Below are 23,850 nucleotides of genomic sequence, written 5' to 3' on the forward strand. Positions count from 1 at the left end.
TTAGAAAATAAAAAAATATGAAGGTAAATTATTCGAATCTTGTTCTCACAGAATCTGCATGCGCCTGCAGACCCTCTTTTTCAGCAAGAGCAATTACAGACTCTTTCAAAGTTCCAAGTCCCTGCTTGCTTATTCTCTGAATACTTGCCGACTTCATGAAGTGAGCAAGGTTCAGACCGGAATAAATTCGAGCATAACCTGCAGTTGGGAGGACGTGATTTGTACCAGATGCATAATCGCCAACAGGAACAGGTGCATAGTTTCCTACAAATATTGAGCCTGCATGTTCGATTCCTTCAAGGATCTCATCATCATTCTCAACCATGATCTCAAGGTGTTCAGGTGCAAATTCATTTGAGAAATCGATACACTCATCCATTGAATCTGCTACAATAATAGCAGCATTTACAAGTGAAGTATTTACAATCTCTGATCTGAGGGTTTTTTCTGCCTGTTTAAGTACCTCAGCTTTTATGTCTAATGCAAGTTTTTCTGAAATTGTTACAACAACAGATACTGCATTAGGGTCGTGCTCTGCCTGAGCTATCATGTCAGAGGCTGCCATCCTTGCATTACAGGAATTGTCGGCTATGATAAGCACTTCACTGGGCCCTGCAGGGAAGTCGATCTCTGCCATATCCCTAACCTGCATCTTTGCAGATGTGACAAAAACATTACCTGGACCTACAATCTTGTCAACTTTCATGACAGTTTCAGTACCATATGCCATACCGGCAACAGCCTGCACGCCACCTAGCTTATAAACATGATCTGCACCGGCTATTTTTGCTGCCGCAAGTGTCAATGGATTGACCTTCCCGTCGTTACCAGGAGGAGTGCACATGACGACATCCTTAACGCCGGCAACCTTTGCTGGAATAATTGTCATAAGAGCTGTGGATGGATAGGATGCCCTTCCACCGGGTACATATGCACCCACAATTTCAAGGGGAGTGAATTTCTGTCCAAGTTCAATTCCCGGAGAAACTTCTATGAACCATATCTTTTGAGGCATCTGAGCCTCATGGAACTTCTTTATGTTACCTGCTGCAAACTCAAGGTGTTCCAGAATTTCTGTATCAACACATTTTATAGCTTCATCTATTTCTTCCTTTGAAACCTCAATGACATCAATATCAGCACCATCGAATTTCTTAGTGTACTCGCGCAGAGCAGAATCTCCATTATGCTTTACATCCTCCAGGATAGTTGCAACTGTAGCCTGTACGTCTGCAAGATCTCCTCCGCCACGTCCAATTAGTTTGTTCCTTTCTTCGTCAGTAAGTTCGGATAATTTCTTGTAAAGCATATTTCTTCCTCTGATGAGTACGTAAAATGTATGATAAATAATAAGTTAATGGTTATGCTTATTACTGCTTATACCTATTCATCATATATAATGCTTAGAACATGGCATCTTTAAGGTCAGTTTCATTTTTCAAAATCGCTGAATGTGCTCTGCTCATTTCCCATCAGTGAATCCATTGTCTTTAAGGTCACTTCTCCTGAATCATCAGATGTGAACTCCAGATGAAGGCCAATTTCTGTAAATAGCTTCGCTGCTGTCTTTGGACCAATAAGTTCTGCAATTCTTTTATGGCTTGACTTTCTGATGTCATCAACCGTTTTAAGCCCATTATCATAGAGCTTGCGGGCACGCACACGACCAATTCCGCGTATGCTGACAAGTTCGATCAGCTCAGGTGAAGCTCCATAATGTATCCTCTTTTCCAGCAATGAAGTCATATTTGAAACATCGATGCTCATTTCAGGAGCAATAAGCCCTGCAAGTCTTGAAGAGGCATGCATAAGCCACTCGGCAATATCTGCAAAGGCATGAACATCACCTTCACCTACGTTGAATTTCTTGGTGATACTATCAAGGGTTTTCTCACCAATCCAATCCTGTATCAGAAGAGCTGTTTTTACTTCTGCAAGGAAAAATTCATAATCAATTTCTCTTGAGCGTGGAGGGATTTCAGCAAACTCATCACTATGTGCAATTACAATATCATTAATAATTTCATAGTCACCGGAACGCATATAGAGTTGCCTCATATCGGGTGTTTTACATATGAGATGCAGCAGAGTAAGGTCGGTGATGTGTTCAGCTTTTTTTAAACCATTAACAATATAGGCTCCTGAAAGCGGATCAATGTAAAGAGTGGATATGAGTCTTCCAAGGGCAGTAGGTACAAGAGTATCTTCACCTTCAAGCATCTTATTGTCTCGCAAAAAATCAAGACATTCATCAACCACATCCATGATACCCCAGGTATCATTCTGGTGAGCAAAGAATGTGGCTTCAATAAATTCCAGAAGGCCTTCCCTTGTGGTTGCAAATCCGTTCACAATAGTTGACAGAATATGCGTTCGCAGTGCGTTTTCAGAACCAAGTTTTGACCAGATGTCCTCTGCATCTGCATCAATGTAATTGTCAAAAAGACCTGTCATTTCATTATATGATTTGGCGATGAGAACTGATTCTCCATAAGGATCAAGATGCGGCCTGCCCGCACGACCTGCCATTTGCTTGTAATCAAGAACCGGGATTGGCTGCATACCATAATTGGGATCGTAACGTCTGTAACTTCTGACAATCACTCTTCTTGCAGGCAGATTGAGTCCTGCTGCAAGGGTCGGGGTGCTGGATATGACCTTTATTTTGTTGTCTCTGAAACCATCTTCCACGATTCTGCGATGTGCAGAATTAAGCCCGGCATGATGAAATGCAGTACCATTTCGCACACATTTTGCCAGTTCATTGGCTGTTTCGGTCTCGCCGTTTTCAACAATTTGCTCTACTAATATATCAAGGGCATTACGTGTTGGTTTGTCAAGAGTTTCCCCTATCTTTGCCCCGGAACGTTTTGCAAATGAAACACTATTCTTGCGGCTGCTTTCAAAAACAAGGCACTGCCCTCCCTCTTCCAGTGTATCCAGAAGTATGTTGATAGCATCGTCCCTTGTTCGGGGTTCAATGCGTTTTTGTGAGCCATGATAATTGATATTTCCTTTTAGGTAAACACCTTCATGTAGATCAGTGGGTCTCCACTCACTGAGCACAAGTTTTGCTTTCAGCCAGTCTGCTATCTCATAAGCATTACCCACAGTTGCCGAAAGTGCAATTATCTGACATCCGGGATTGAGTTTCATGAGTTTTGTGAGAGTTACTTCCAGTGTGGGACCCCTGTTTGCAGAGTCGAGCAAGTGAACTTCATCAACGACTATTGTTGTAATATCCTCCATCCAGGAAGTCTCATTACGTAAAAGTGAGTCTGTTTTTTCAGATGTGGCAACAATAATATCATTGGAACCTAGCCACTCATCTCTTGATTCGAAATCACCTGTGGATATGCCAACCCTGATACCGGCCTTTCCTTCCCCTTTTACATATAATGATGAAAATGACCTGAAACGATCGAATTTTTCACTTGCAAGTGCACGTAAAGGAACTATATAGAGAGCCTTTCCTCCGTTAGATATTGCCTTTAGCATTGCAAGCTCGGCAAGGAGGGTCTTTCCTGAAGCTGTGGGAATAGCAGCCAGTAGATTATTTCCTTCAAGTAACCCTTTTTCAATTGCTTCAGCCTGAGGTGGATAGAGTTCTTCAATACCTGAATCCAGATAAAAGCGAATGACTTCGTCTGGCAGGCCAAGTGATTCAATCTTCATGATAACTGAGAATTAAGAGATTGTTATATCTAATTAAAATTGTCCTTCCCAGAATAGTCTAAATTAATCTGCATCCTGAATGTTAAAAAAGAAAAATGAGACATATTGTCAGATGCCTTCAATCGACTTCTTTTGCCTCAGAAACAAAGTCATAGAGGAAAGCTGCAACCAGAGCACCAACTATCGGTCCTACGATATAGATTGGGAACTGCCACCAGAAATTCGTTCCACCCATGAGGAATTCCGCCAGGTACGGACCAAAAGTACGGGCCGGATTCAGTGATGAACCTGTTATGTTTCCCACAACAATAACATCAGCAGCTACAACAAGACCAATTGCAAGTCCTGCAAAACCTGCAGGTGCTCTTTTATCCACTGCCGAACCCATGATGGTCAACATAAGGAAGAAGGTCGCAACCGCCTCACAGAGTATGGCCTGGCTGTAACTCACACCATCAAACATAGCCGTGGCACCAAGGCCCGTGGCAACAGCCCTTGAACCCAGTATTGCTACAATGGTGAATGATGCAAGGCTGGCACCAATTAGCTGGGCCACGATGTAACCAAGCATATCCTTTGCAGGGAAACGTCCTGTTGCCCATAATGCTATGCTCACAGCCGGATTGATATGTGTTCCTGATATATGGCCGAAGGCGTATATCATAGCAATTATCGCTATTGCAAAGGAAATGCCTATTGCAAACCATGCTGCAATATCTATACCCACATTGAATGTGTTACCTGGAATCGAACTCGTACCCTGGACCAACAGGACGGTTGTAACCACAGATCCTGTTCCCAGAAATACCAGTACATACGTCCCGATCAGTTCAGCGATGGATCTCTTTAACAGACCCGGTTCTGACATATAATCACCCGCCTGAAAACAAAATGTGCCTTAAGAAGGCACATCCGTGATCAAACTGCCTCCGTCCAGTTACAGTACTTGCACTTGTAGTCGAAGTAATTGGCTGCACAGAACTTGCAGGTACGTGCGGGAGAGTGTGGCTCTGTCTTATGCAGGGCTATTATGTTTGTCAGCATTGTAGCTGTGACAGGCTCACTTGTCAGCAGGCATGGGAAGTCAGCCAGCCTCATAAGGGCCGAGAACCTGACAGTGATAGCACATGCAGGATATGTGTAACGCTGTGGGTTGTTCAGAACTTCGTTCTTCTCTATAGGACTCAGGTCAACAGGTATGCCCTGGACTTTTCCACCCATTCCTCTTGGTTTGTGATCAATGATACGTTCTCCCTTTTCAATGAGATCAATGAAATCCACATTGTGGAGTTCAGCTGCAGCACCTCTTGTTGGGTTGTTCAGTACAAGGTTATGGAATCTCTTGACCAGCAGATCCAGTACCATCATTGTGGTGAAACCATCCATCCAGAGTATCTTAGTTGTTGCGGCAGCAGCGGCATCAGTTGCTATTGTCAGGGGAGAATATTCATCCTTGAACTTGCCCATTGCATTGTTCATTGTACCATCCATGACATCGGTTACAGCATTAATTACAGCCATAACAACATCATCCTTTGTCATGTTGAACATTGACTGGGAAATGTGGTGGGCAACGTCACCTACACCATATGCAGGAACAGTAACTATGTTTCCGTAGAAAACATCTTCATCCATGGCGGATTTGACTGTTTTCTTCATCCTGTTTTTGTACTCGCTCATATACTTCTTTACGTCGAAGGATGTGTGGCCTGCCTCGTCCATGAGCTTGGCCTGAGCAGCCATAGGGGCATCATAGACCATCTGAAGCATTTCAATTTCTTCTGCAATGGCCTCTGATGGTGTCTTTCCATTCTCGATAGCCATCTGGAACTTGGCACCGATACCATACGATGTGTTCATACCCCATGATTTGGAAGAAAGGATTGCACGCTTATGGTCCACCGGAATATCTGTCTTCTCAAGAATTCTATTTACCACATTGCTGGTGCTTCCCGGGACAAAAGCAAAGTCAACAACACAGGTCGGACCATAGAAACCTGCATACCTGCGAATTGATTCTTTCCCGATCAGAGCTTCAGATCTGCCTATCCTGTCAATGAATTTCTCAACAGATTCCCTGAAAGCTGGGTCTTCCTCATAAAGAATATCCAGAATCGGAGGTGTCTGATAGTGTTCGACAAATGGATCATCCTCTGGCCTTACACTGTCGGTTAAGCTGGAAAGAACCTCATAATGAGAGTTTACAGAATTAACGTGCAGATCAAAAACTTCTTTACACTGGTCACCTTTAGGTTCCATCTTATTAACTGCATCGACATAAGGTTTTGCGTCCTCAACCTTAAAGGCTGTACCTCGCTTCTTGTTTATAGTACTAACTACAGCTTTCTGTGCATTCATGGCTTCCGTTGCCATTTTATCGTATATCTCTTTCATATTCTACCCCTTACTCAATATCTGAAAGTGACAAACATTCCTGAATGAAATGCAATTGCAATAGAATTTAAAAAATAAACCATACTCTACAGTATCCCGTAAAGTACCAAGCTAACTACTGCCACTAACAACACTCTCTTTTCAGGGTGTTTCTTCACTCCATATAATAATTTAAGGTAATACCAGATAAACATTTCTAAACTTTTATAAACTGGTATAAAGTTTACAGATACAGGAGTTGACATTCCAAACGGAATCTTATGTACCTGAATTTTATTAAAATAAGATCATACTGGTAGTCTTCTACCTAATCATATTAAAAAAAACAATAAATGTGGCATGAGGAATGCCACTTACTTTTAGTTTTAGAAAAACTCAGTCGTTGCTCAGGTCACCACTGAAGTACTTGTCATAGGAACCCATGTCGAAGTGACCGTGACCACTGAGGTTGAACATGATGGTCTTCTCTTCGCCGGTTTCCTTACATTTGAGTGCTTCATCAATTGCACATTTGATAGCATGTGATGATTCAGGAGCAGGAGCAATACCTTCGCTGCGTGCGAATGTAACTGCCGCATCGAATACCTCTACCTGGTGATATGATGTTGCTTCCATGATTCCGTCTGCTACAAGCTTACTGACAATTGGTGACGCACCGTGGTACCTGAGACCTCCTGCATGGATTGCAGGTGGAATGAACTCTGAACCAAGTGAGTACATCTTAAGCAGAGGTGTCATCTGTGCCATGTCACCGAAGTCATACTTGAACTCACCTGATGTGAGTGTTGGACATGCGGATGGTTCTACTGCTATGAATCTTGTATTTGTCTTACCTGCAAGGTTGTCCCTGATGTACGGCAGACTTACACCTGCAAGGTTACTTCCGCCACCACAGCATCCGATTACGATATCAGGGTAGTCCTCTGTCTTGTCAAACTGTGCCTGGGTCTCAAGACCAACTACAGTCTGGTGAAGACTGGTGTGGTTAAGAACACTACCGAGCGCATACTTGGTGTTGTCGTTAAGAGCTGCATCCTCAATTGCCTCACTGATAGCTATACCGAGACTTCCTGTTGTGTCAGGATATTCCTCAAGGATCTTTCTTCCAAACTGTGTGTCCGGGCTTGGTGATGGGACTACATTTGCTCCCCAGAGGTTGATGAGTGACTTTCTGTATGGTTTCTGGTAGAAACTTGAACTTACCATGTAGACCTTACATTCGATATCAAAATAGTTACAGCAAAGTGATAATGCGCTGCCCCACTGGCCTGCGCCTGTTTCTGTCGTGATCCTTTCGGTGCCTTCTTTCATGTTATAGTATGCCTGTGCTATTGCAGTGTTTGGTTTGTGGCTTCCTGCAGGACTGACACTTTCGTTCTTATAGTAGATCTTTGCAGGTGTTCCCAGTGCCTTTTCAAGCCTGTGTGCCCTGTGCAGAGGTGATGGCCTCCAGAGTGTGTAGATCTCCCTGATCTCTTCAGGAATGTCAATGTATCTCTTGGTGCTGATCTCCTGGTTGATAAGTTCCTTCGCAAATATGGGCTCAAGATCTGCAGGATTCATTGGCTCATTGGTTGCAGGGTTTAGTGGTGGTTCTACCGGCAGGTCTGCAAGTATGTTATACCACTGTTTCGGCATTTCATTTTCATCAAGTAATATTTTTGTATGATCCATAGTTTATACCTCTGTAAAAAAGGATTCGATAATGTATACCTGAGTACATTAACGAGATATTTAATGGTTTTGATTTGTGCATAAATTTGCAATGCTCAAATAGAAGAAATAAGTCTATAAGCTTACTTCTATGGATTTTAGATTAGGTCTTTCCCAATCACTGAATTTGTGTATCCTTATAGAAATAACTTTGACTTCACCCGGACCCAATTCTCCATTCATGTAAACTTCATAATGCCTAGAAGTTGACATGTCATCATCAAATGACACATCCGCAGAGATCTTGTTAATGTAAATCCCTGAAGTTTCAGTGTTCTCAAGCGTTATCAATACCCTGTCAATAGCAATTTTCCAATCTGTTACCTGAATCCCACCAGGAACAATGATATTTTCTCCAGAATCACCATAATGCTCTTCAATAGAAAATGAATCAGCATCAGTGTCTTCAAGAGTTTCTATCAGTTCTTCAGCCTCGTTACTATTTTCCGTGCAACCGGACAGTAAAACAGCTATCAATATTACAACAGATATTTTGAGTGCAACCACCCACTTTCGTTCCAGCATTCAACCACCACAAACAATTGAAGTGGTATTGTTTATAAATATAACTCATATGAAAATAAGTCCTGAAAAATATTCTGAAAAGTAGATTCTAATCAGAATCTACTTTCTTTTGTAAATAACTGCTAAAACCAATGCAAAAACAGAACATAATGCAGTGAATGCAGGAGTTGAAGGAGAACTGCTTTCATCCTCGGAGTTAGATGTTGAATCAGTTGTGGATCCTGGACCATCATAGTACTCTTCGGAGATTGTAACGTAGGCGGCGGTGAACTCGCCTGTTGTAATTAATTTAGCTGTGTTTAAATCATTCATTTGATAAAAGAAATTAATTGGAGCACTTCCACCAGCCCATTCTTCATTTGGAGCAACAGTCCATTCAAATACTTTTGTTTCGTTTATTTCCATAACTTCATCTGTAAATGACCCCAACCTTGGTGTTGGACCTTTTATAATATCAAAATCATTTTCACCAATAGATGTTAACATAACAGAGAGAAAGTTCTTTTTGTAACAAGTCACTTCAAATCTCAATTTGAATGGCTCACCAATTTTTAATAGTGGTTTTGGAATTGATGCACCAGGATGCAATTGGTCATTATAATACATATCAACTTTAAGATTGGAACTTTCCGAAGATGCGGGCATAGAAAATAATACTAATAAACAAACAGTACATGCAATAATCAATTTATACATATTCTTTCCTCAAAACTGTAATTCAAAATCATCATATGCAAAGGACTTTTCATCCCTTTCACCTAATTTATCTCCAACGCCTTTTGGACCAGGTCCTACTATAGTTGCTGCATAACCTGAAAAATCAAATGTTACTTCTTGGTTTCTTCCAATAGCAATCAAATTTCCATTTTCATCTCTTTTAGTAGGATGAATAATTCTCTCGTTTTTCCTAACATAACTCTGCGCATCATGTCCAAAATAAGAATTGAAAATACACTCATTATCATTATCAATAACTTCAAACTCTTGATAAACACCTTTCACATCATACTCCCATACATTCACAGTGCACACCCAATTTGGTGGAATCACAGGCAGACCACATGGAACATATTTCATAGACCTTTCCAGCCTCTTTTCAATCTTTTCGGCAAGCTGGCCTGTTAGTTTCTCAGTTGATTCGTCCAGTTTGTTTTGTAACTCATTGTTGATGTTCTCAAAACACTGGTCGATGGTTTCCTGGCAGAGTTCAATGGACTTACAGATACCTTCTGATACTCCTATACGCAGGTCAGCTTCAAGACGATAAAGAACTGCATCCATTTCATCAGAATCTATTGTTGGATTGTCGTGTTGTATCTTCAGACTGATGCGATATAGAATTTCATCCTGTAATGTGTTGTCAGCAGCTAAATCCACTATTTCCTCATCGGAAAGTGAATCAAGATAGGAGTCTGTGATTGATGTCACGTCCTCTTTGCTGATCCAGGTGCTTAGAACCGGGTCGCTGGAAATCTCATCAGCAATCGTTCCGGGAACCTGTTCCCTGATTCTGCGGCTGTATTCATCCATCATTTTACTGCGGTTCTGTTCAATGAGAGTAGTATCTGTTGAGACTCCGTTCGTAACAAGTTCCGTACTATCATCTGCCAGGTCTGCAAGCAGGGAATCAATCTCAGCATTCGCATCTGAGATACTCTGGCTCATGGATTGAGAAATCATATCTTTCAGAGGTTCGGATGCACCTGAGAGCATTCCTGCAATATCATCACCTATGCCGGTGGAGAACACACAAACATTTCTAACAGCCAGCGGATAGACAGATTTCCCTGTTGCATCCTCCCATTTGTACTGGCTTTGCATATCGAACTCCGGGTCATGGTAGAGATAATCAGGATACTGATCTACCACGAGGGTCATATTCTCTGTCCAGTTGTACTTGCTGTTTGGCATTCCCACAACTTCTATTGTTTCAATAATACCCATTTCATCAGCCAGTGCGGTTGAAGCTTTATCTATGGCAGGGTTGTTGAAGATAACATCCGTGGATACTTTGTTACTGACAAGATCAAGAAGAGAATATCCCTGTTCTTTCTCAAAAGATTCATCGATGTAAGACTCAAATGAATCCTCAATCTCTTTGTTCCGTTCCTTGAGTTCCCTGAGCAAACGGTCATAAGCCTCATTCTTTGAGATTGCACGACATGCAGCACTGCTTGTACTGAACTGTCCGGACTCCAGATATTGAGATTGTTCAATGAAAGAATCTCGTTTAGAGAAAGCTTTCATTTCATCAGCAAGCTCAAGTGAAGCTTCCTGGACCAATGTAGTTGGATTCTTTCCCAGATTCTCCCCAAGCAGGGACACTTCCCTTGTAGGATTATCGAAATTTATGGCATCGAACATGTTTTCCATTTCCTGGCTCATGTTCTTCTGAAGCCATGAAGGAATATCGCAATAGACTTTCTCATCGGAGAGGTAAGTTCTGTCACTGTAAGTGTTGTAACCTTTTTCAATCTCAACCAGATTCACATACTGAGAGCGATACTTATCGGCTGCATCACTGCATCCGGGATCATATTGCTGTATTCCATTGATGATAACAGTTGTATTCCTGTAATCATTGGAACTTCCTGAATCGTAAATGGCATCTTCTCCAATGTAACCACCTGAAGGGAGATATTGATGGTAAACGACACTGATGTGTTCAGTTTCTGTTTCTGTGTGGGAAATAGCAGGGCTAGTCGACAAATGTACAGATTTTGTACTTGAATTATAATGAGTCACAAGATTCGTTCCGACAGCTTCATACCAATAATAGGGATAACTGATTTCCCAATCGCTATCAATCTGAAACTTGACATCATAGGTAATTTCCCAATCAAAACTATGATTCTCAAAAGATAGATAGCCGTCTGTAAATTCAGAATTTAGCAGTTTGTCATTACCTATGTAATTGTAAGTTACATCAATATCAGTACATCTGACATTACTAGACAAGAGTTTAACATTCACCGACCTGAATTCCCACCTGTAAGGCGTTCCATCAAACGGTTTCACATAAACCTTGTGATTTACATCAATGACATCAGTCATTGTATAATCAGTCCCCAGAGCAGATGTATGTGAAATTGATATTGGATAATGGCTGCGCCATGTTACATATTTAGCCCTTCTTCGTAGTTTATTGAGCTCTTCATAAGATACAGAATCATATGTTGTAGAACCACTCCATAATCCATAAGGAACCGCAGAATCAAATCCATCCCTGAAAACCTGACCCTGTACTGTACCGCTGTACACTTCATGGGTCACATCGTGCAGCAGGTCAGGATAATCATTGCTCCACACATCAGCATCATTATAGACCCAATTACTGTAAACCTCATTGGTGAAATTAGAAACAGAAACAACAATCTTTGAATTATCAGTAACCTCTTCCATGGTGGTATTGGCTTCCTTCATGGATTCATTAACACCCTGTGCCACACTTATATTGAAACTTCCATCACTTGACAGGGCATCATACGTTGTACTGAGATTTTTACTGGAATCATCTTCATACGAACTTGTACCTTTTTTGACATCATCAAAGAGAACTTTACCGTTGTAATATGTGGTATAGGTTAGAGCCCAGGGGTCTACTGAGTCGAACACACGTTTCTGTGTGTAAAGAGTACCTGAATTCACAGAAGCTGAGAGCGATGGTCCGGTTACGATGTTAAGGGGCCCGTTCAGATAATACTGCCACGGACCATAGATAAAAGTCCTGATATTGGTAGCTCCAAGTACAATGTCTGATGTAATCCCACCATTCAATTCGCTTTCATACTCATTCATCAGTTCTTCAAGTAACGGTTCTCTGGAAGTTATGTGAGCACTCACATTCATAGAACTAGTTGTGGAAGTATTACTTGTGAGATCAACAAGAGTATAATTGAGACTTTCAACGGTCATAGTATAATAAATCGGATATCTCCGATCATCTGAGGGAGAGCGGCTAATTTCTCTTTTAAGTGTACCGTTTATTTTATCAATTTTTATTTGCGAAGGAGATACAACGGGATCAATGTTAATAGCATAATTGTTGAAAGTATGCTGATTTTCCTGATATGATGTGCTGAGATATTCGTTGAAATATTCAGCCGTTATGTCTTTCAGGGGACTGCTTCCAACGTGGAACCAGTTGACTGCTTTCTCCTCACCATCATACTCTAAAAAAAGATAGGCATATCCGTATTCTGCATTTACAGGTATTCTTAATTCTTCTTCAAATTCTGAAAATGTCCAAAAAGAATGAGTTTCGTTGTAGGATATGGAATGATAAATTGTTCCAGAACCACTTTTAAGTATCAAGGTTCTTGATTTATCGGAAAACAGACAGGATATAGCCTCGAAAACATCTGAAGGCAAAGTGACACTTACATTTATATTGTCTCCGGGTTCTGCATTTCTGTTAATCGGTTCTATGGAAAAACCGTCGGAATCCATTGGTTCGTATGTAAGGTCCTCGGGTTTAATGACAGGATGCTTACCCTGCCACGCAAGGGCTTCCATGCCTGCATAATTTAGACATCTGGCAAGATCAGATGAAGCAAACTCCACTGCAGTTTTTTCCATATCTCTTGTGTCCGTGTTATGTATCACTTCTGCAAGTGCATAGTCGGTCTTTGTCAGGTATATAGATGCCATCACAGCAAAAAGTAAAATGAATATACCGATCACCGCAAAAGGAATATAAGCCCGGGTATCCTGGCTAAAGCTACGTTTTTTATTTGCGGGATCGTATATCATAGACTTACCTTTTTCTGATTTTGTAAGCGAGACATTGCACGAAAGAAGAATATTTAAACTTTGTTATTTTGTTCTTTTTTAAGTTAAAAATTATAACAAATAAGCAATATTCATTTATGAATAAAATAAAGAAAACACAATTATTCAATAATAAGAAATAGTCATTGTGCCTGTAAGAACTAATCGAAACTGTAAAATATACTACATTTATACTAGCAGACATAATTCGAGCATTCAATATTTACAATTCACAATTATCAGGTTGACACAAAATGAAGATCACTAAACCACGAGGAACACGTGATTTCCTCCCTGAGGACACAAAGAAAAGAAGATATGTAGAAGGCATACTGCGTCAGGTAGTAAAGAACTGGGGATTCAATGAGATAATTACACCTACATTTGAGAATCTGGAACTCTTTACGCTAAAATCAGGCGAAGGTATAATAGGAGAACTTTACAACTTCACAGACAAAGGTGACAGGGAAATGACACTGCGCCCCGAGCTTACTGCACCTGTTATGAGGATGTATGTCAATGAAATGCAGGCACAACAGCAGCCTTTAAAGTTATTCTACTTTGAGAACTGCTTCAGATATGAGAGACCACAAAAAGGACGCTTCAGAGAATTCTGGCAGTTTGGTGTAGAACTTATTGGCAGCAGGAAAATGGATGCTGATGCCGAAATAATTGCCCTTGCAACAGAGATGCTCAAATCTGTTGGTATCAAAGGTGACCTGAACGTGAATAATCTTGGTGTCATCAGACACCTCCTCAGTGTTCTGGAAGCTGAAAACCAGAGCAAGATCATGAGGCTTGTTGACAAGAAAGATTACGACGGACTTGACAACTTCTTAGAGGATATCGATGCTCCTGCTGATCTTCGTATGAAATTAATTGAACTTATATCACTAACCGGCAATGATGCAATTACAAAAGCAAGGAATATTCTGGGAGATCTTCCTGAAATAGATGATTTCCAGGACCTTCTTACTATGCTGGATGCCTACGGTGTGGACTACACAATTAACTTTGGAATTGCCAGGGGACTTGATTATTACACAGGAACCGTTTTCGAGATCTATGCAGAAGGACTCGGGGCACAGAACCAGGTTTGCGGTGGCGGTTCATACCAGCTTATCCAGCTTTTCGGTGGCGGAGATGTTCCGTCAACAGGTTTCGGCCTTGGGTTTGACAGGATAATGGAAGTGTGTGAGCTTGAATCACCTGATGATGTACCAGTCGTGATAATTGCAAAGGACAGCACACGTCTTGATGCAATAAAAGCAGCCAACGAACTCAGAAAACACATAACAGTATACAATGACCTGATGAAGAGGAACTTCAAGGCTCAATTATCATATGCCAATAACATTGGTGCAAAGCATGTTATCATCATTGGTGAGAAGGAAGTTGAAGCCGGAAAGGTCATGTTAAAGGACATGGCAAGCGGTAATCAGGAACTTCTGAGTCTCGATGAGGTCATTACAAAAATCACAAACAAATGATTGACTTTTCCAGAAATTTTCTGAAAAATGAGAGGGCAGCAGATGCCCTCCCTATGAGAATAGTGGTTGCTGTTATAGCAATAGGAGCACTGCTTATTCTAATGACAGGTGCAGTTTCTTCCCTGATTGAAAGTGAGGAAACATACACCACCAAAGCGATTATTTCTGAAATAGAATCAAATGCAGAACAAATGTCATCCAAAGGTGCAGGTAGCATTGTCACAATTGATGTGAATGTTCCTTCTGGTGTTGAGATTACATTTGGAGCAATTCCTGAAAGTAGAAACTCATGGCCTTCAGATTCTGAGAATTATTATTTTGAAATAAATGGAAAGCAGACAATTGGAGAATCGTCTGCATCCTATTCTAATCAGACATTAGATAGCTGTTTTATCCTCAGTCCCGGACCACATGTATTGACTCTTGAAAGTGTCCGCGATCAAAATGGAAAAATTTTTATTATACTTCATGATAAGTCGCAGATATAATGAAAAAACGAAAAGAAGTTATCACCCATCATCTTGTCTCAGATGATTCTGCATGGGCAGACTTGTTGCTATCAAAAACGGCACTTATTCTGGCCACCGTGATAATACTCATGGCGGTTTATACTTTTGCGGGCAGCTATTCAAGTCTTGTAAAAAAGGATGAAGTCGAGATAATAGCCGCGGACATTGCTTCAAATATAGATTCAATAGGCTCGGCACATTCTGATAGGTCGACCGCTTGCCTAGAATTGGATACTGAAAACTATGAACTAAAATTAAGCAGACGAAACGACCTGAACATATCGATCAGCAGTGAGTACGTTTTCTGTACACTCAAAGATAACGGCCAGGATATTACAGCAGCCAGGCAGCTAAGTTACAGAACACTCACTCTGAATCCTCAGGACTTGTGCAATATACTCACAGGCAGCTTCGGTGCAGATGGAAACATCAACCAACCGATAAACTCAGAATTTTCATACACTGATGTAACTGACCTTCTTGCCAACAAGGGAAATGAAGAGCTCTATCTGAATACAAGTAAAGAGCTTTACATTAAGAGAACAACGGTATTTGTTGCAGACGGAAGAGAGGTGAACGAGCTTGAATATGTCCTCGTTTACCAATGATGAGAAAGCACTTCTTGAACCTAATAACGATATAATAGCCACAACTCTTGTTGTCATTGGTTTTGTTGTATTTGCTGCTATTCTTTCAAAGACATTCATAGCATTCAACGACAATTCCCAGGCACTTGAAAACTATGAACAGGCTGCCATGATAGCAAATGATATTGCATCATATCCTCCACTTCAGGGAAGCAGACAAGAGCTTGTTTCCGCACAGATGCTGGATACGCTGGCAGACCCTTCACAGAATTCACAATCAAATTACATATTCTTCCACAGATTTTCATCTAATCTTGAATTCTATGTCGAGGCACGAACAGATAATGGAAACTACCACTGGACCATAAACAATGGAAACACCACATTAGGTGGTAGAGATGTAATAGCTGCATCTGTACCTGTTGTTATTGAACTTGGAAGTAATGCTCGCTGTGAACCTGGAACACTAACTGTGAAAGTTATACAGAACAGATGGAACTGAGAATCAATCATGAAAATCAAAAAACGGGAAGTTCAGGAAGATATGAAGATCATAGATGATGACAGGGGATTTTCTACCAGCATAGATGCAATTTTGTTTCTTATACTTGTATCCATATCTGCAGCAATCCTTTTTCCTTCCATTGCAGCAGATGAACAGTATCGTTCCGCATCCTATACGTCTGCACAGGACATAGATACAAAACTAATGAGCACGATCATGAGCAGTACTGTTCAGGATTTTGAATATACAGTTAAACCTGCAGAACTTACAGGGATTGAAGTTAATTTGTCGGAAGATTCCATAATCGAGAATGCTGAAAAAACTCTGTTTGCAAAAGAACAAAAACATAGAACTTTTTCCGACCTTGTTGCTGAAGGACTGGTCCTGGGTTTGGTTATTGATCAGAATGGCACTGAAAAGCATCTCAACCCCATGACAAAGATGCAGAACATTGAGACCGGAAAGGCAATAGAAGAACACCTTGAAAGAACCATAGGACAGAGATATAATTACAGGTTTGAAGCACACTGGCAACCCGTATCTGGATATAACATTCAAAGTGATATTATTATAGGTGGAAATGCTCCGGAAAATGCCGTTAAGCAAAAAGTCAGAATATCACTGCCTGTGACGTACACAACTACTAAAAATGACATATATGGACCAGTGAATGAAAGTAGTATATGTGCTGCTTTAAACTCATCTGACCCAGATAAAGAACTTCATGATATGTTCTATTCAAGTATTGTTATAGCATCAGAAGGAGCTTCCGAGATTATCACGGAAATTGTATTCCCATATGAATACCTGTCATCATTAAATGGAACTGAAATATCCATAGATAGTGAGCAACTTGCATGCATTGCAGGACCTGATAATGCAAATTACAGTAGTCCCGTCATCAAGGGTGCTCTCGGATGCATGAACTACACTGTAAAAGACCTGTATGGACTTAATGTTGAAATGACACCTGAAGAACAAAGCATCGGTCTGGATATTGTGGATATGGTACATGATCTTATCAAAAAGAAAAATACTAAGCAGATATCAGAGCATATATTACACGTCCAGAATGATAATATCAACCGGACTGTTGCACAGATATGTAATGCATCAGACGGCAGTAACAGAATTGAACTTGCAAATACACAACTTTCAAAGATATACAGAAATTCAAATTCCGGCGGTGCAGACGTAATTCTCATGATTTGGTGAGAGAGTTAAATTCATGAAAATCGCTATTCAATCAATCATAACATATATATGAGATGATGCTCTTCATAAGTAGCACTTCGCCAATCACAGTAATATTTTATCGGACCAACTCCCAAGTTCAAGAGTTCGATAAGGATCAAAACATCTAAACTATATTGGATTCTATCTAAATTCAATATAGAATATTAAATCAAATCAAAAATCGAATTATAATTATCAGGAGGATGCTAATGGCAAAAATGCACACCCGTAGGAAAGGAAGTGCCGGACCTACAAAACCACTTCGTACAGAAACACCTTCATGGTCAACAATGACCGGAGATGAAGTAACCGAGGTAGTTGCTGATCTCTGGAAGCAGGGCATAAGCACAAGCGAGATAGGAATGATCCTCAGGGACAAGTATGGTGTACCTGACGTCAAGGTGGCAACCGGAAAGAAGATCACAAAAATCCTTAAGGAAAATGGTGAGAGTTTCGCTGTACCAGAAGATCTCTACAATCTTATTGTAAAAGCAATCGGCATGAGAAAACACATGGGCTACAACCACAAGGATGTACACAACAAACGTTCTCTCCAGAATGTTGAATCAAAAATCAGAAGATTGGTTAAATATTACCAGTCCACAAAGGTCCTTCCAGCTGACTGGAAATACAAACCAGAAACAGCTGAGATGCTGATTACCAGATAAGCACATTTTAGATTGTTCAAAAACTTGTTTGGCCAGCTGGTCAAACACAACTTTTCTCTTTTTAAAAATATAAGTTTTTTTAGCGGTAGCTGTATTAACACGGAGTAATTCTTAAATAGAAATCTATATTTATCTAAAACACTTATGAAGGTAACTTATAAATTGTTTTAAAGAGCATTATATGCCATGAAAGCTGTCATACTTGCAGCCGGCGAAGGAAAACGATGCCGGCCCCTCACACTTACAAGATCAAAAGTAATGCTTCCGGTGGCAAATAAACCAATCCTTGAACATATCATAAATGCTCTTGTAAAGAATGATATAAAAGAGATTATTCTTGTTGTCGGTTATAAAAAAGAACGCATCATGGACTATTTTGAAGACGGAATAGATTTTGGTGTTAAAATTGAGTACGTGGAACAAAAAGCACAGATAGGAACAGCACATGCAATTCTTCAGGCACGTGATCTGATAGGACAGGATGAGGAGAAGTTTGTTGTTGTAAATGGAGACAACATAATCGGACCTGATTCCATTGCAGATCTGATAAGTGGTGAGGAAGGTGACGCCACATTGCTCACTTGTAAAAAAGACAATGTCAGTGGTTATGGAGTAATAGTTGCCAAAGGAAAGAAAGTTGTTGAGATCATTGAAAAACCAAAGACACTTGTAAGTCACCTTATCAATACAGGTATTTACCTGTTCAAAAGTGATATTTTTAATATGATCGAAATGACAGCCATATCAACAACTGGCGAATATGCAATTACAGATACTCTTCAAATGATGATCAATGATGGAAGGCCTGTGACAACAGCAGTGACTAATGCAGAGTGGCTTGATGCAGCTTATTCATGGAACCTGCTGGAAGCCAACACAATCGTTCTCGGAGACTTCGAAACTGACATTTCAAAATCAAGGATTGAAGATGGTGTCAGCATAAAAGGAGATGTTTCCATCGGTAGCAACACAACCATCAGATCGGGATCATACATTGTGGGACCCGTGATTATTGGTGATAACTGTGATATCGGACCAAATGTGGTTATATTGCCTTCCACAAGTATTGGTAATAACGTGTCAATCGCTTCGTTCTCATATATCAAGAACAGTATCCTGATGAACGATATTCGTATAAATACTCATAACAACATATCCAGCTCTGTGATAGGGAGCAATGTTTCAACAGGACCTAATTTCATTACTGAAGAAGGTGAGGAACTACATATAATTCTGGAAAATGAGCTTCATGAAGCTGAAAAACTTGGAACTGTCATTGGTGATGATACTGATATCGGTGGAAATGTGCTTGTTCATGCCGGAAAGATGGTTTCGTCGAACTGCCGTATCAGCTCCGGAAAAACGATATCTGAAGATGTACCAACAAATGCACTGATAAAATAAGGTGAGTAAATGTGCGGAATAGTTGGCTATATTGGAAATGAACAGGCTGCACCTGTATTGCTGGATTCACTCAAAATGCTGGAATACAGAGGTTATGATTCTGCCGGTGTAACTGTTTTTAATGAAAAACTTGAAACTTTCAAGATTGCAGGTCGAATAAATGACCTCGAGGGAGTAATCCCGGAAAACGTATCAGGAACTGTGGGAATCGGACACACCAGATGGGCCACTCACGGAAAACCGGAAACCAGAAATGCCCACCCTCACAATTCATCAGACATATCAGTAGTACACAACGGTATAATTGAAAATTACCTGGAACTCAAAGAAAGACTGATAGAACAGGGATATGAATTCAATTCAGATACTGACACCGAGGTAATTGCACATCTTTTGCATTTCAACATGAGTTGTGATAGTGAAATGTGTCTTCTGGATGGTCTTACTAAAACCGTAAAGGAACTTGACGGATCATACGCCATTGCTGCTTTATGTAACAACGAACCGGGTTTAATAGCATTTGCAAGAAAGGATAGCCCTCTTGTAATAGGAATTGGAAATGGCAGCAACTATGCTGCATCTGATGTTACAGCTTTTTTGAAGCACACAAAAGAGGTTCTTTTCATAAATGATAATGAGGTCGGTCTTCTAAGACCTGATTCAATAGAGATCTATGACATTGAAGGAAACACAGTTTCAAGAGACACTGAAACAATAGAATGGGACCTTGAAGCGGCAGAAAAAGCAGGTTATGAACACTTCATGCTCAAAGAGATACACGAGCAGCCAACTTCAATACAGAACACATTTGCAGGCAAGCTTTCTGAACTCGAGGGAACTGTCACGCTTGATGAGATATATCTTAAACCAGATGAAATAAAAAGACTCAGAAGAGCCACAATAATTGCCTGTGGAACTTCATGGAATGCCGGCATTCTTGGAAAATACCTGTTTGAAAAACTTGCAGGTCTGCATACGGATGTTGAAACTGCATCCGAGTTCAGATACAGTAATCCGGTTCTTTGCGGAGAGGAACTTACCATTGCAATCACTCAATCCGGTGAAACTGCTGATACTCTTGCAGCAGTCAGGAGTTCAAGTTCATACGGGTGTCGTAGTATTGCAATTACAAACGTAGTTGGAAGCACAATTACAAGGGAATCGGACAGTGTGCTTTACACAAGAGCCGGACCTGAGATTGGTGTTGCTGCAACAAAAACATTCACAGCCCAGCTTATGGCACTTTACATGCTTGCGATCAATCTTGGAAGGACACGAGGAGTTATCAGTGCCAACGAAGCAAAAGACCTGATAGTTGGAATTAAAAAGCTTCCAGGCCAGATACAGAAAGTACTCGGCAGGAAGAATGCAATTAACGAATGTGCCGTGCAGTTCGCTGACAAAAGAGATTACTTCTTCATCGGCCGTTACCTGAATTTCCCGGTAGCTCTGGAAGGTGCTCTGAAGCTTAAAGAAATATCATATATTCATGCTGAAGGTTACGCAGCAGGTGAACTCAAACATGGTCCACTGGCTTTAATCACAGATGAGACCCCGGTTGTGGCAATAGCCACAAAAGGTCACACTTACGAGAAGATACTGAGCAATATCAAGGAAGTAAAGGCACGTAATGCAACAGTTATTGCAGTGGCAGATGATGATGATACAGAAATTGAAAAGTATGTGGATGAAGTTATACGTGTGCCACCTGCACATGAACTACTGTCACCTGTACTTTCATCGGTAGCGCTGCAGTTGCTTTCATATTATACAGCACTTGCAAAAGACTGTTCCATTGACAAACCAAGGAACCTTGCAAAGAGTGTGACTGTAGAATAATCATTTTATTTTTAGAGAGGATAGCAAATGAAGTTATTTGGTTCTTCAGGTATCCGCGGACTTGCAAATGTGGAAGTTACCGTAGACCTGGCACTGAAAGTTGGAATGGCTCTTGGAAAATCAAAGAAGACTGCTGTTATAGGCAGAGACCCAAGGGTAGCAGGGGAAATGATAGAACTTGCAGTAATTTCCGGTCTGATGTCTGCAGGCTGTGATGTTGTGAGAGTTGGCCTTGTAACAACCCCAACACTTGCATACGCAGCGAGGAATTACGATTGCGGTGTAATGATCACTGCATCACATAACCCTGCAACAGATGTCGGGATCAAACTCTGGAACCCTGATGGAATGGCGTTTGATTCAACCCAGCAGGAAGAGATTGAGAATATCATCGAGAAAGAGGATTTTGTTTATGTTCCCTGGAATGAGGTTGGTGAGATCACTACATACGGAAATGCCGTAAGGGATCACATGGATATGATACTCAGCAATTCCACAGGTGCACCAATACGTGTTGTAATTGATTGCGGAGGCGGTGCAGGTGGTACAATTACTCCATTCCTTTTACGCGAAATGGGGTGCGAAGTCATCACTCTTAATTCCCAGCTTGACGGTCATTTCCCTGCACGTAACCCCGAGCCAAAAGAGGATAATCTCTGGATGCTGAAAAAAGCAGTAAAGGAATTCGATGCAGCCCTTGGTATTGCCCATGATGGTGATGCTGACAGGATGATGGCTGTTGATGAGAATGGTAACTTCCTTTCCGGTGATGAGATGCTTGCAATTTTTGCACGCTTTGAGTGTAAAGGCAACCCTAAGATAGTTGTTCCCGTTGACACATCAATGATAGTTGATGATTCCATGCCCGGTTCCACTGTTGTTCATACAAGGGTTGGAGACGTTTATGTTGCCGAGGAAATGAAGAAACTCAAGGCTGATTTTGGAGGCGAACCTTCAGGAAGCTGGATTTTCCCCAGAATCTCCTACTGTCCTGATGGAATTTATGCTGCAGCCCTGCTTGTTGATATTGTGAAGGAAAAGAAACTCTCAGAACTGCGGGATGAACTTCCGAAGTATCCGACACTCAGAAGTACGGTTGCATGTGACAATAATAAGAAGTCTGCTGTAATGAAGGCTGTCAGCTCTAAACTTGAAAGCATGGGTGAAGTTTCCAGCATAGATGGTATCAGGGTTGATATGGAAGGTGGCTGGGTCCTTGTCAGGCCATCGGGAACCGAGGCGAAGATAAGAGTTACTGCTGAAGCCAGACAGAATGTTGAAGAACTACATGCCAAAGTTGAGAATATTGTAAAGGAGTGCCTCAAATGAAAGTAGTAATTCTGGCTGCCGGTGAAGGCACACGTATGAGACCTTTAACAGTTTCAAAACCAAAAGTAATGCTTCCAATAGCAAACAAACCAATGATGGAGCATACCATTAACGCAGCAATCGATGCCGGCGTGAAGGAATTTCTGATTGTTACAGGTTACCGTGAGGATGCAATTAAGGATTATTTCAAAGACGGCAGTCACCTTGGAATTAGTGTTGAGTACGTGCGTCAGGAAGAGCAGCTTGGAACTTCAAATGCCATTGGTTGTGCAAAAGACTTTGTGAAAGGTCACTTCATTGTGCTCAACGGAGACATGCTTGTCAGCACGGAACATATAGCTCATCTTGTATCAAGGCCAGAAGATGCGATTATCAGTGTCAAGAAAGTGGAAAATCCTTCCCAGTTCGGAGTTATTGAAACTGATGGGGAGAAAGTAACACGCATCATTGAGAAACCTAAAAACCCACCAACAAACCTTGCAAATGCAGGGATATACCTTTTCCATGAAGCAATTTTCGATTACATTGCAAAAACAGGCAAATCATCAAGGGGAGAATATGAAATTACTGACTCTCTTCAAATGATGATTGATGATGGTCTCAATGTTGGTTATGAAGTTCTGGAAACCGAGTGGATCGACATTGGCAGACCATGGGATATTCTGGACGCAAACAAGGTTCTGCTCGAGAATATCGATAATAGCTGTGAAGGAACAATCGAACCCTATGCAACATTGCATGGTAATGTGAAGGTTGGAAAGAATTCCATTATTAGAAACGGCGCATACATCATGGGTCCGGTCATTATTGGTGATGACTGTGATATTGGCCCAAACTGCTTTATCAGACCTTCAACTGCAGTTGGTAATGGCGTACGCATTGGAAATGCAGTTGAGATAAAAAACTGTGTAATAATGAATGGTACAAATATCGGTCACCTCAGTTATGTTGGTGACAGCGTCATAGGAACAAACTGTAATTTCGGTGCAGGTACAAAGGTTGCAAACCTCAGACACGACAATAAAAATGTGAAGTCTGTTGTCAAGGGCAAGATTGTGGATACCGGAAGAAGGAAACTCGGTGTTATTATGGGCGATGATGTGCATACTGGCATCAATACCAGTATCAACATCGGTACTGTGATGGAAGCCGGAAGTTCAACCATGCCCGGCGAAGTTCTGATGTACAGAAGAAAAACTAATTAAG

18 protein-coding genes are annotated in these 23,850 nt (G+C 41.0%); 10 read left to right on the forward strand and 8 right to left on the reverse strand.

The features are described 5' to 3' along the window. Positions 1 to 28 precede the first annotated feature (28 nt). The 8 genes from hisD to J2746_RS05025 form a co-directional block, all read right to left on the reverse strand. Entirely contained in the window at positions 29 to 1,309 is a 1,281-nt protein-coding gene (gene hisD, locus J2746_RS04990; RefSeq protein ID WP_209617178.1) for a histidinol dehydrogenase, read from the reverse strand. 122 nt (positions 1,310 to 1,431) lie between these two features. Beyond that, the gene (locus J2746_RS04995; protein WP_209617181.1) at positions 1,432 to 3,675 is read right to left on the reverse strand and encodes an ATP-dependent DNA helicase; all 2,244 of its coding nucleotides are present in this window, start codon (positions 3,673 to 3,675) and stop codon (positions 1,432 to 1,434) included. A gap of 118 nt (positions 3,676 to 3,793) precedes the next feature. Continuing rightward, positions 3,794 to 4,543 (reverse strand): MIP/aquaporin family protein, encoded by a 750-nt coding sequence (locus J2746_RS05000; protein WP_209617184.1) that lies wholly within the window; start codon positions 4,541 to 4,543, stop codon positions 3,794 to 3,796. Positions 4,544 to 4,593: 50 nt separating this feature from the next. Continuing rightward, entirely contained in the window at positions 4,594 to 6,069 is a 1,476-nt protein-coding gene (locus J2746_RS05005) for a DUF2193 domain-containing protein (protein WP_209617186.1), read from the reverse strand. A 375-nt stretch (positions 6,070 to 6,444) separates the two neighbouring features. Next, entirely contained in the window at positions 6,445 to 7,743 is a 1,299-nt protein-coding gene (locus tag J2746_RS05010; RefSeq protein WP_209617189.1) for a TrpB-like pyridoxal phosphate-dependent enzyme, read from the reverse strand. Positions 7,744 to 7,857: 114 nt separating this feature from the next. Next, a complete protein-coding gene (locus J2746_RS05015; RefSeq protein WP_209617192.1) occupies positions 7,858 to 8,307 on the reverse strand; it encodes a hypothetical protein in 450 nt (149 codons plus the stop codon). A 99-nt stretch (positions 8,308 to 8,406) separates the two neighbouring features. Continuing rightward, positions 8,407 to 9,003: a sarcinarray family MAST domain-containing protein gene (locus J2746_RS05020; protein WP_209617195.1), complete on the reverse strand. Its 597-nt coding sequence runs from the start codon at positions 9,001 to 9,003 to the stop codon at positions 8,407 to 8,409. A 9-nt stretch (positions 9,004 to 9,012) separates the two neighbouring features. Then, entirely contained in the window at positions 9,013 to 13,059 is a 4,047-nt protein-coding gene (locus tag J2746_RS05025) for a DUF7286 family protein (RefSeq protein WP_209617200.1), read from the reverse strand. Positions 13,060 to 13,331: 272 nt separating this feature from the next. On the opposite strand from J2746_RS05025, the gene hisS reads away from it, so the two are divergent. The 10 genes from hisS to glmU (J2746_RS05075) all read left to right on the forward strand — a co-directional run bounded on the left by hisS (position 13,332) and on the right by glmU (J2746_RS05075) (position 23,849). Beyond that, the gene (hisS, locus tag J2746_RS05030; protein ID WP_209617203.1) at positions 13,332 to 14,567 is read left to right on the forward strand and encodes a histidine--tRNA ligase; all 1,236 of its coding nucleotides are present in this window, start codon (positions 13,332 to 13,334) and stop codon (positions 14,565 to 14,567) included. Then, positions 14,564 to 15,055, forward strand: coding sequence for a hypothetical protein (locus J2746_RS05035; protein ID WP_209617206.1), 492 nt, complete (start codon positions 14,564 to 14,566; stop codon positions 15,053 to 15,055). The genes hisS and J2746_RS05035 overlap by 4 nt, the downstream gene beginning before the upstream one ends. Continuing rightward, positions 15,055 to 15,684 (forward strand): hypothetical protein, encoded by a 630-nt coding sequence (locus J2746_RS05040; RefSeq protein WP_209617209.1) that lies wholly within the window; start codon positions 15,055 to 15,057, stop codon positions 15,682 to 15,684. The genes J2746_RS05035 and J2746_RS05040 overlap by 1 nt, the downstream gene beginning before the upstream one ends. Beyond that, positions 15,665 to 16,165: a hypothetical protein gene (locus J2746_RS05045; protein WP_209617212.1), complete on the forward strand. Its 501-nt coding sequence runs from the start codon at positions 15,665 to 15,667 to the stop codon at positions 16,163 to 16,165. The genes J2746_RS05040 and J2746_RS05045 overlap by 20 nt, the downstream gene beginning before the upstream one ends. 9 nt (positions 16,166 to 16,174) lie before the next feature. After that, positions 16,175 to 17,383 (forward strand): DUF7284 family protein, encoded by a 1,209-nt coding sequence (locus J2746_RS05050; protein ID WP_209617215.1) that lies wholly within the window; start codon positions 16,175 to 16,177, stop codon positions 17,381 to 17,383. Positions 17,384 to 17,613: 230 nt separating this feature from the next. Then, positions 17,614 to 18,072: a 30S ribosomal protein S15 gene (locus tag J2746_RS05055; RefSeq protein ID WP_209617218.1), complete on the forward strand. Its 459-nt coding sequence runs from the start codon at positions 17,614 to 17,616 to the stop codon at positions 18,070 to 18,072. Positions 18,073 to 18,258: 186 nt separating this feature from the next. Beyond that, complete coding sequence (gene glmU, locus J2746_RS05060; protein ID WP_209617221.1) at positions 18,259 to 19,476, forward strand: bifunctional sugar-1-phosphate nucleotidylyltransferase/acetyltransferase; 1,218 nt, start codon at positions 18,259 to 18,261, stop codon at positions 19,474 to 19,476. 9 nt (positions 19,477 to 19,485) lie between these two features. Further along, positions 19,486 to 21,315 carry a glutamine--fructose-6-phosphate transaminase (isomerizing) gene (gene glmS, locus J2746_RS05065; protein ID WP_209617224.1) on the forward strand — a complete coding sequence of 610 codons (1,830 nt, stop codon included), beginning with the start codon at positions 19,486 to 19,488 and terminating at the stop codon, positions 21,313 to 21,315. Between the two features lie 27 nt (positions 21,316 to 21,342). Then, a complete protein-coding gene (glmM, locus tag J2746_RS05070; RefSeq protein ID WP_209617226.1) occupies positions 21,343 to 22,644 on the forward strand; it encodes a phosphoglucosamine mutase in 1,302 nt (433 codons plus the stop codon). Then, complete coding sequence (gene glmU, locus J2746_RS05075; RefSeq protein ID WP_209617229.1) at positions 22,641 to 23,849, forward strand: bifunctional sugar-1-phosphate nucleotidylyltransferase/acetyltransferase; 1,209 nt, start codon at positions 22,641 to 22,643, stop codon at positions 23,847 to 23,849. The genes glmM and glmU (J2746_RS05075) overlap by 4 nt, the downstream gene beginning before the upstream one ends. Position 23,850 lies beyond the last annotated feature (1 nt).

Origin of the sequence: Methanolobus bombayensis, from assembly GCF_017873415.1 — an archaeon.
In the GTDB taxonomy this organism is placed as follows: Archaea; Halobacteriota; Methanosarcinia; order Methanosarcinales; family Methanosarcinaceae; genus Methanolobus; species Methanolobus bombayensis.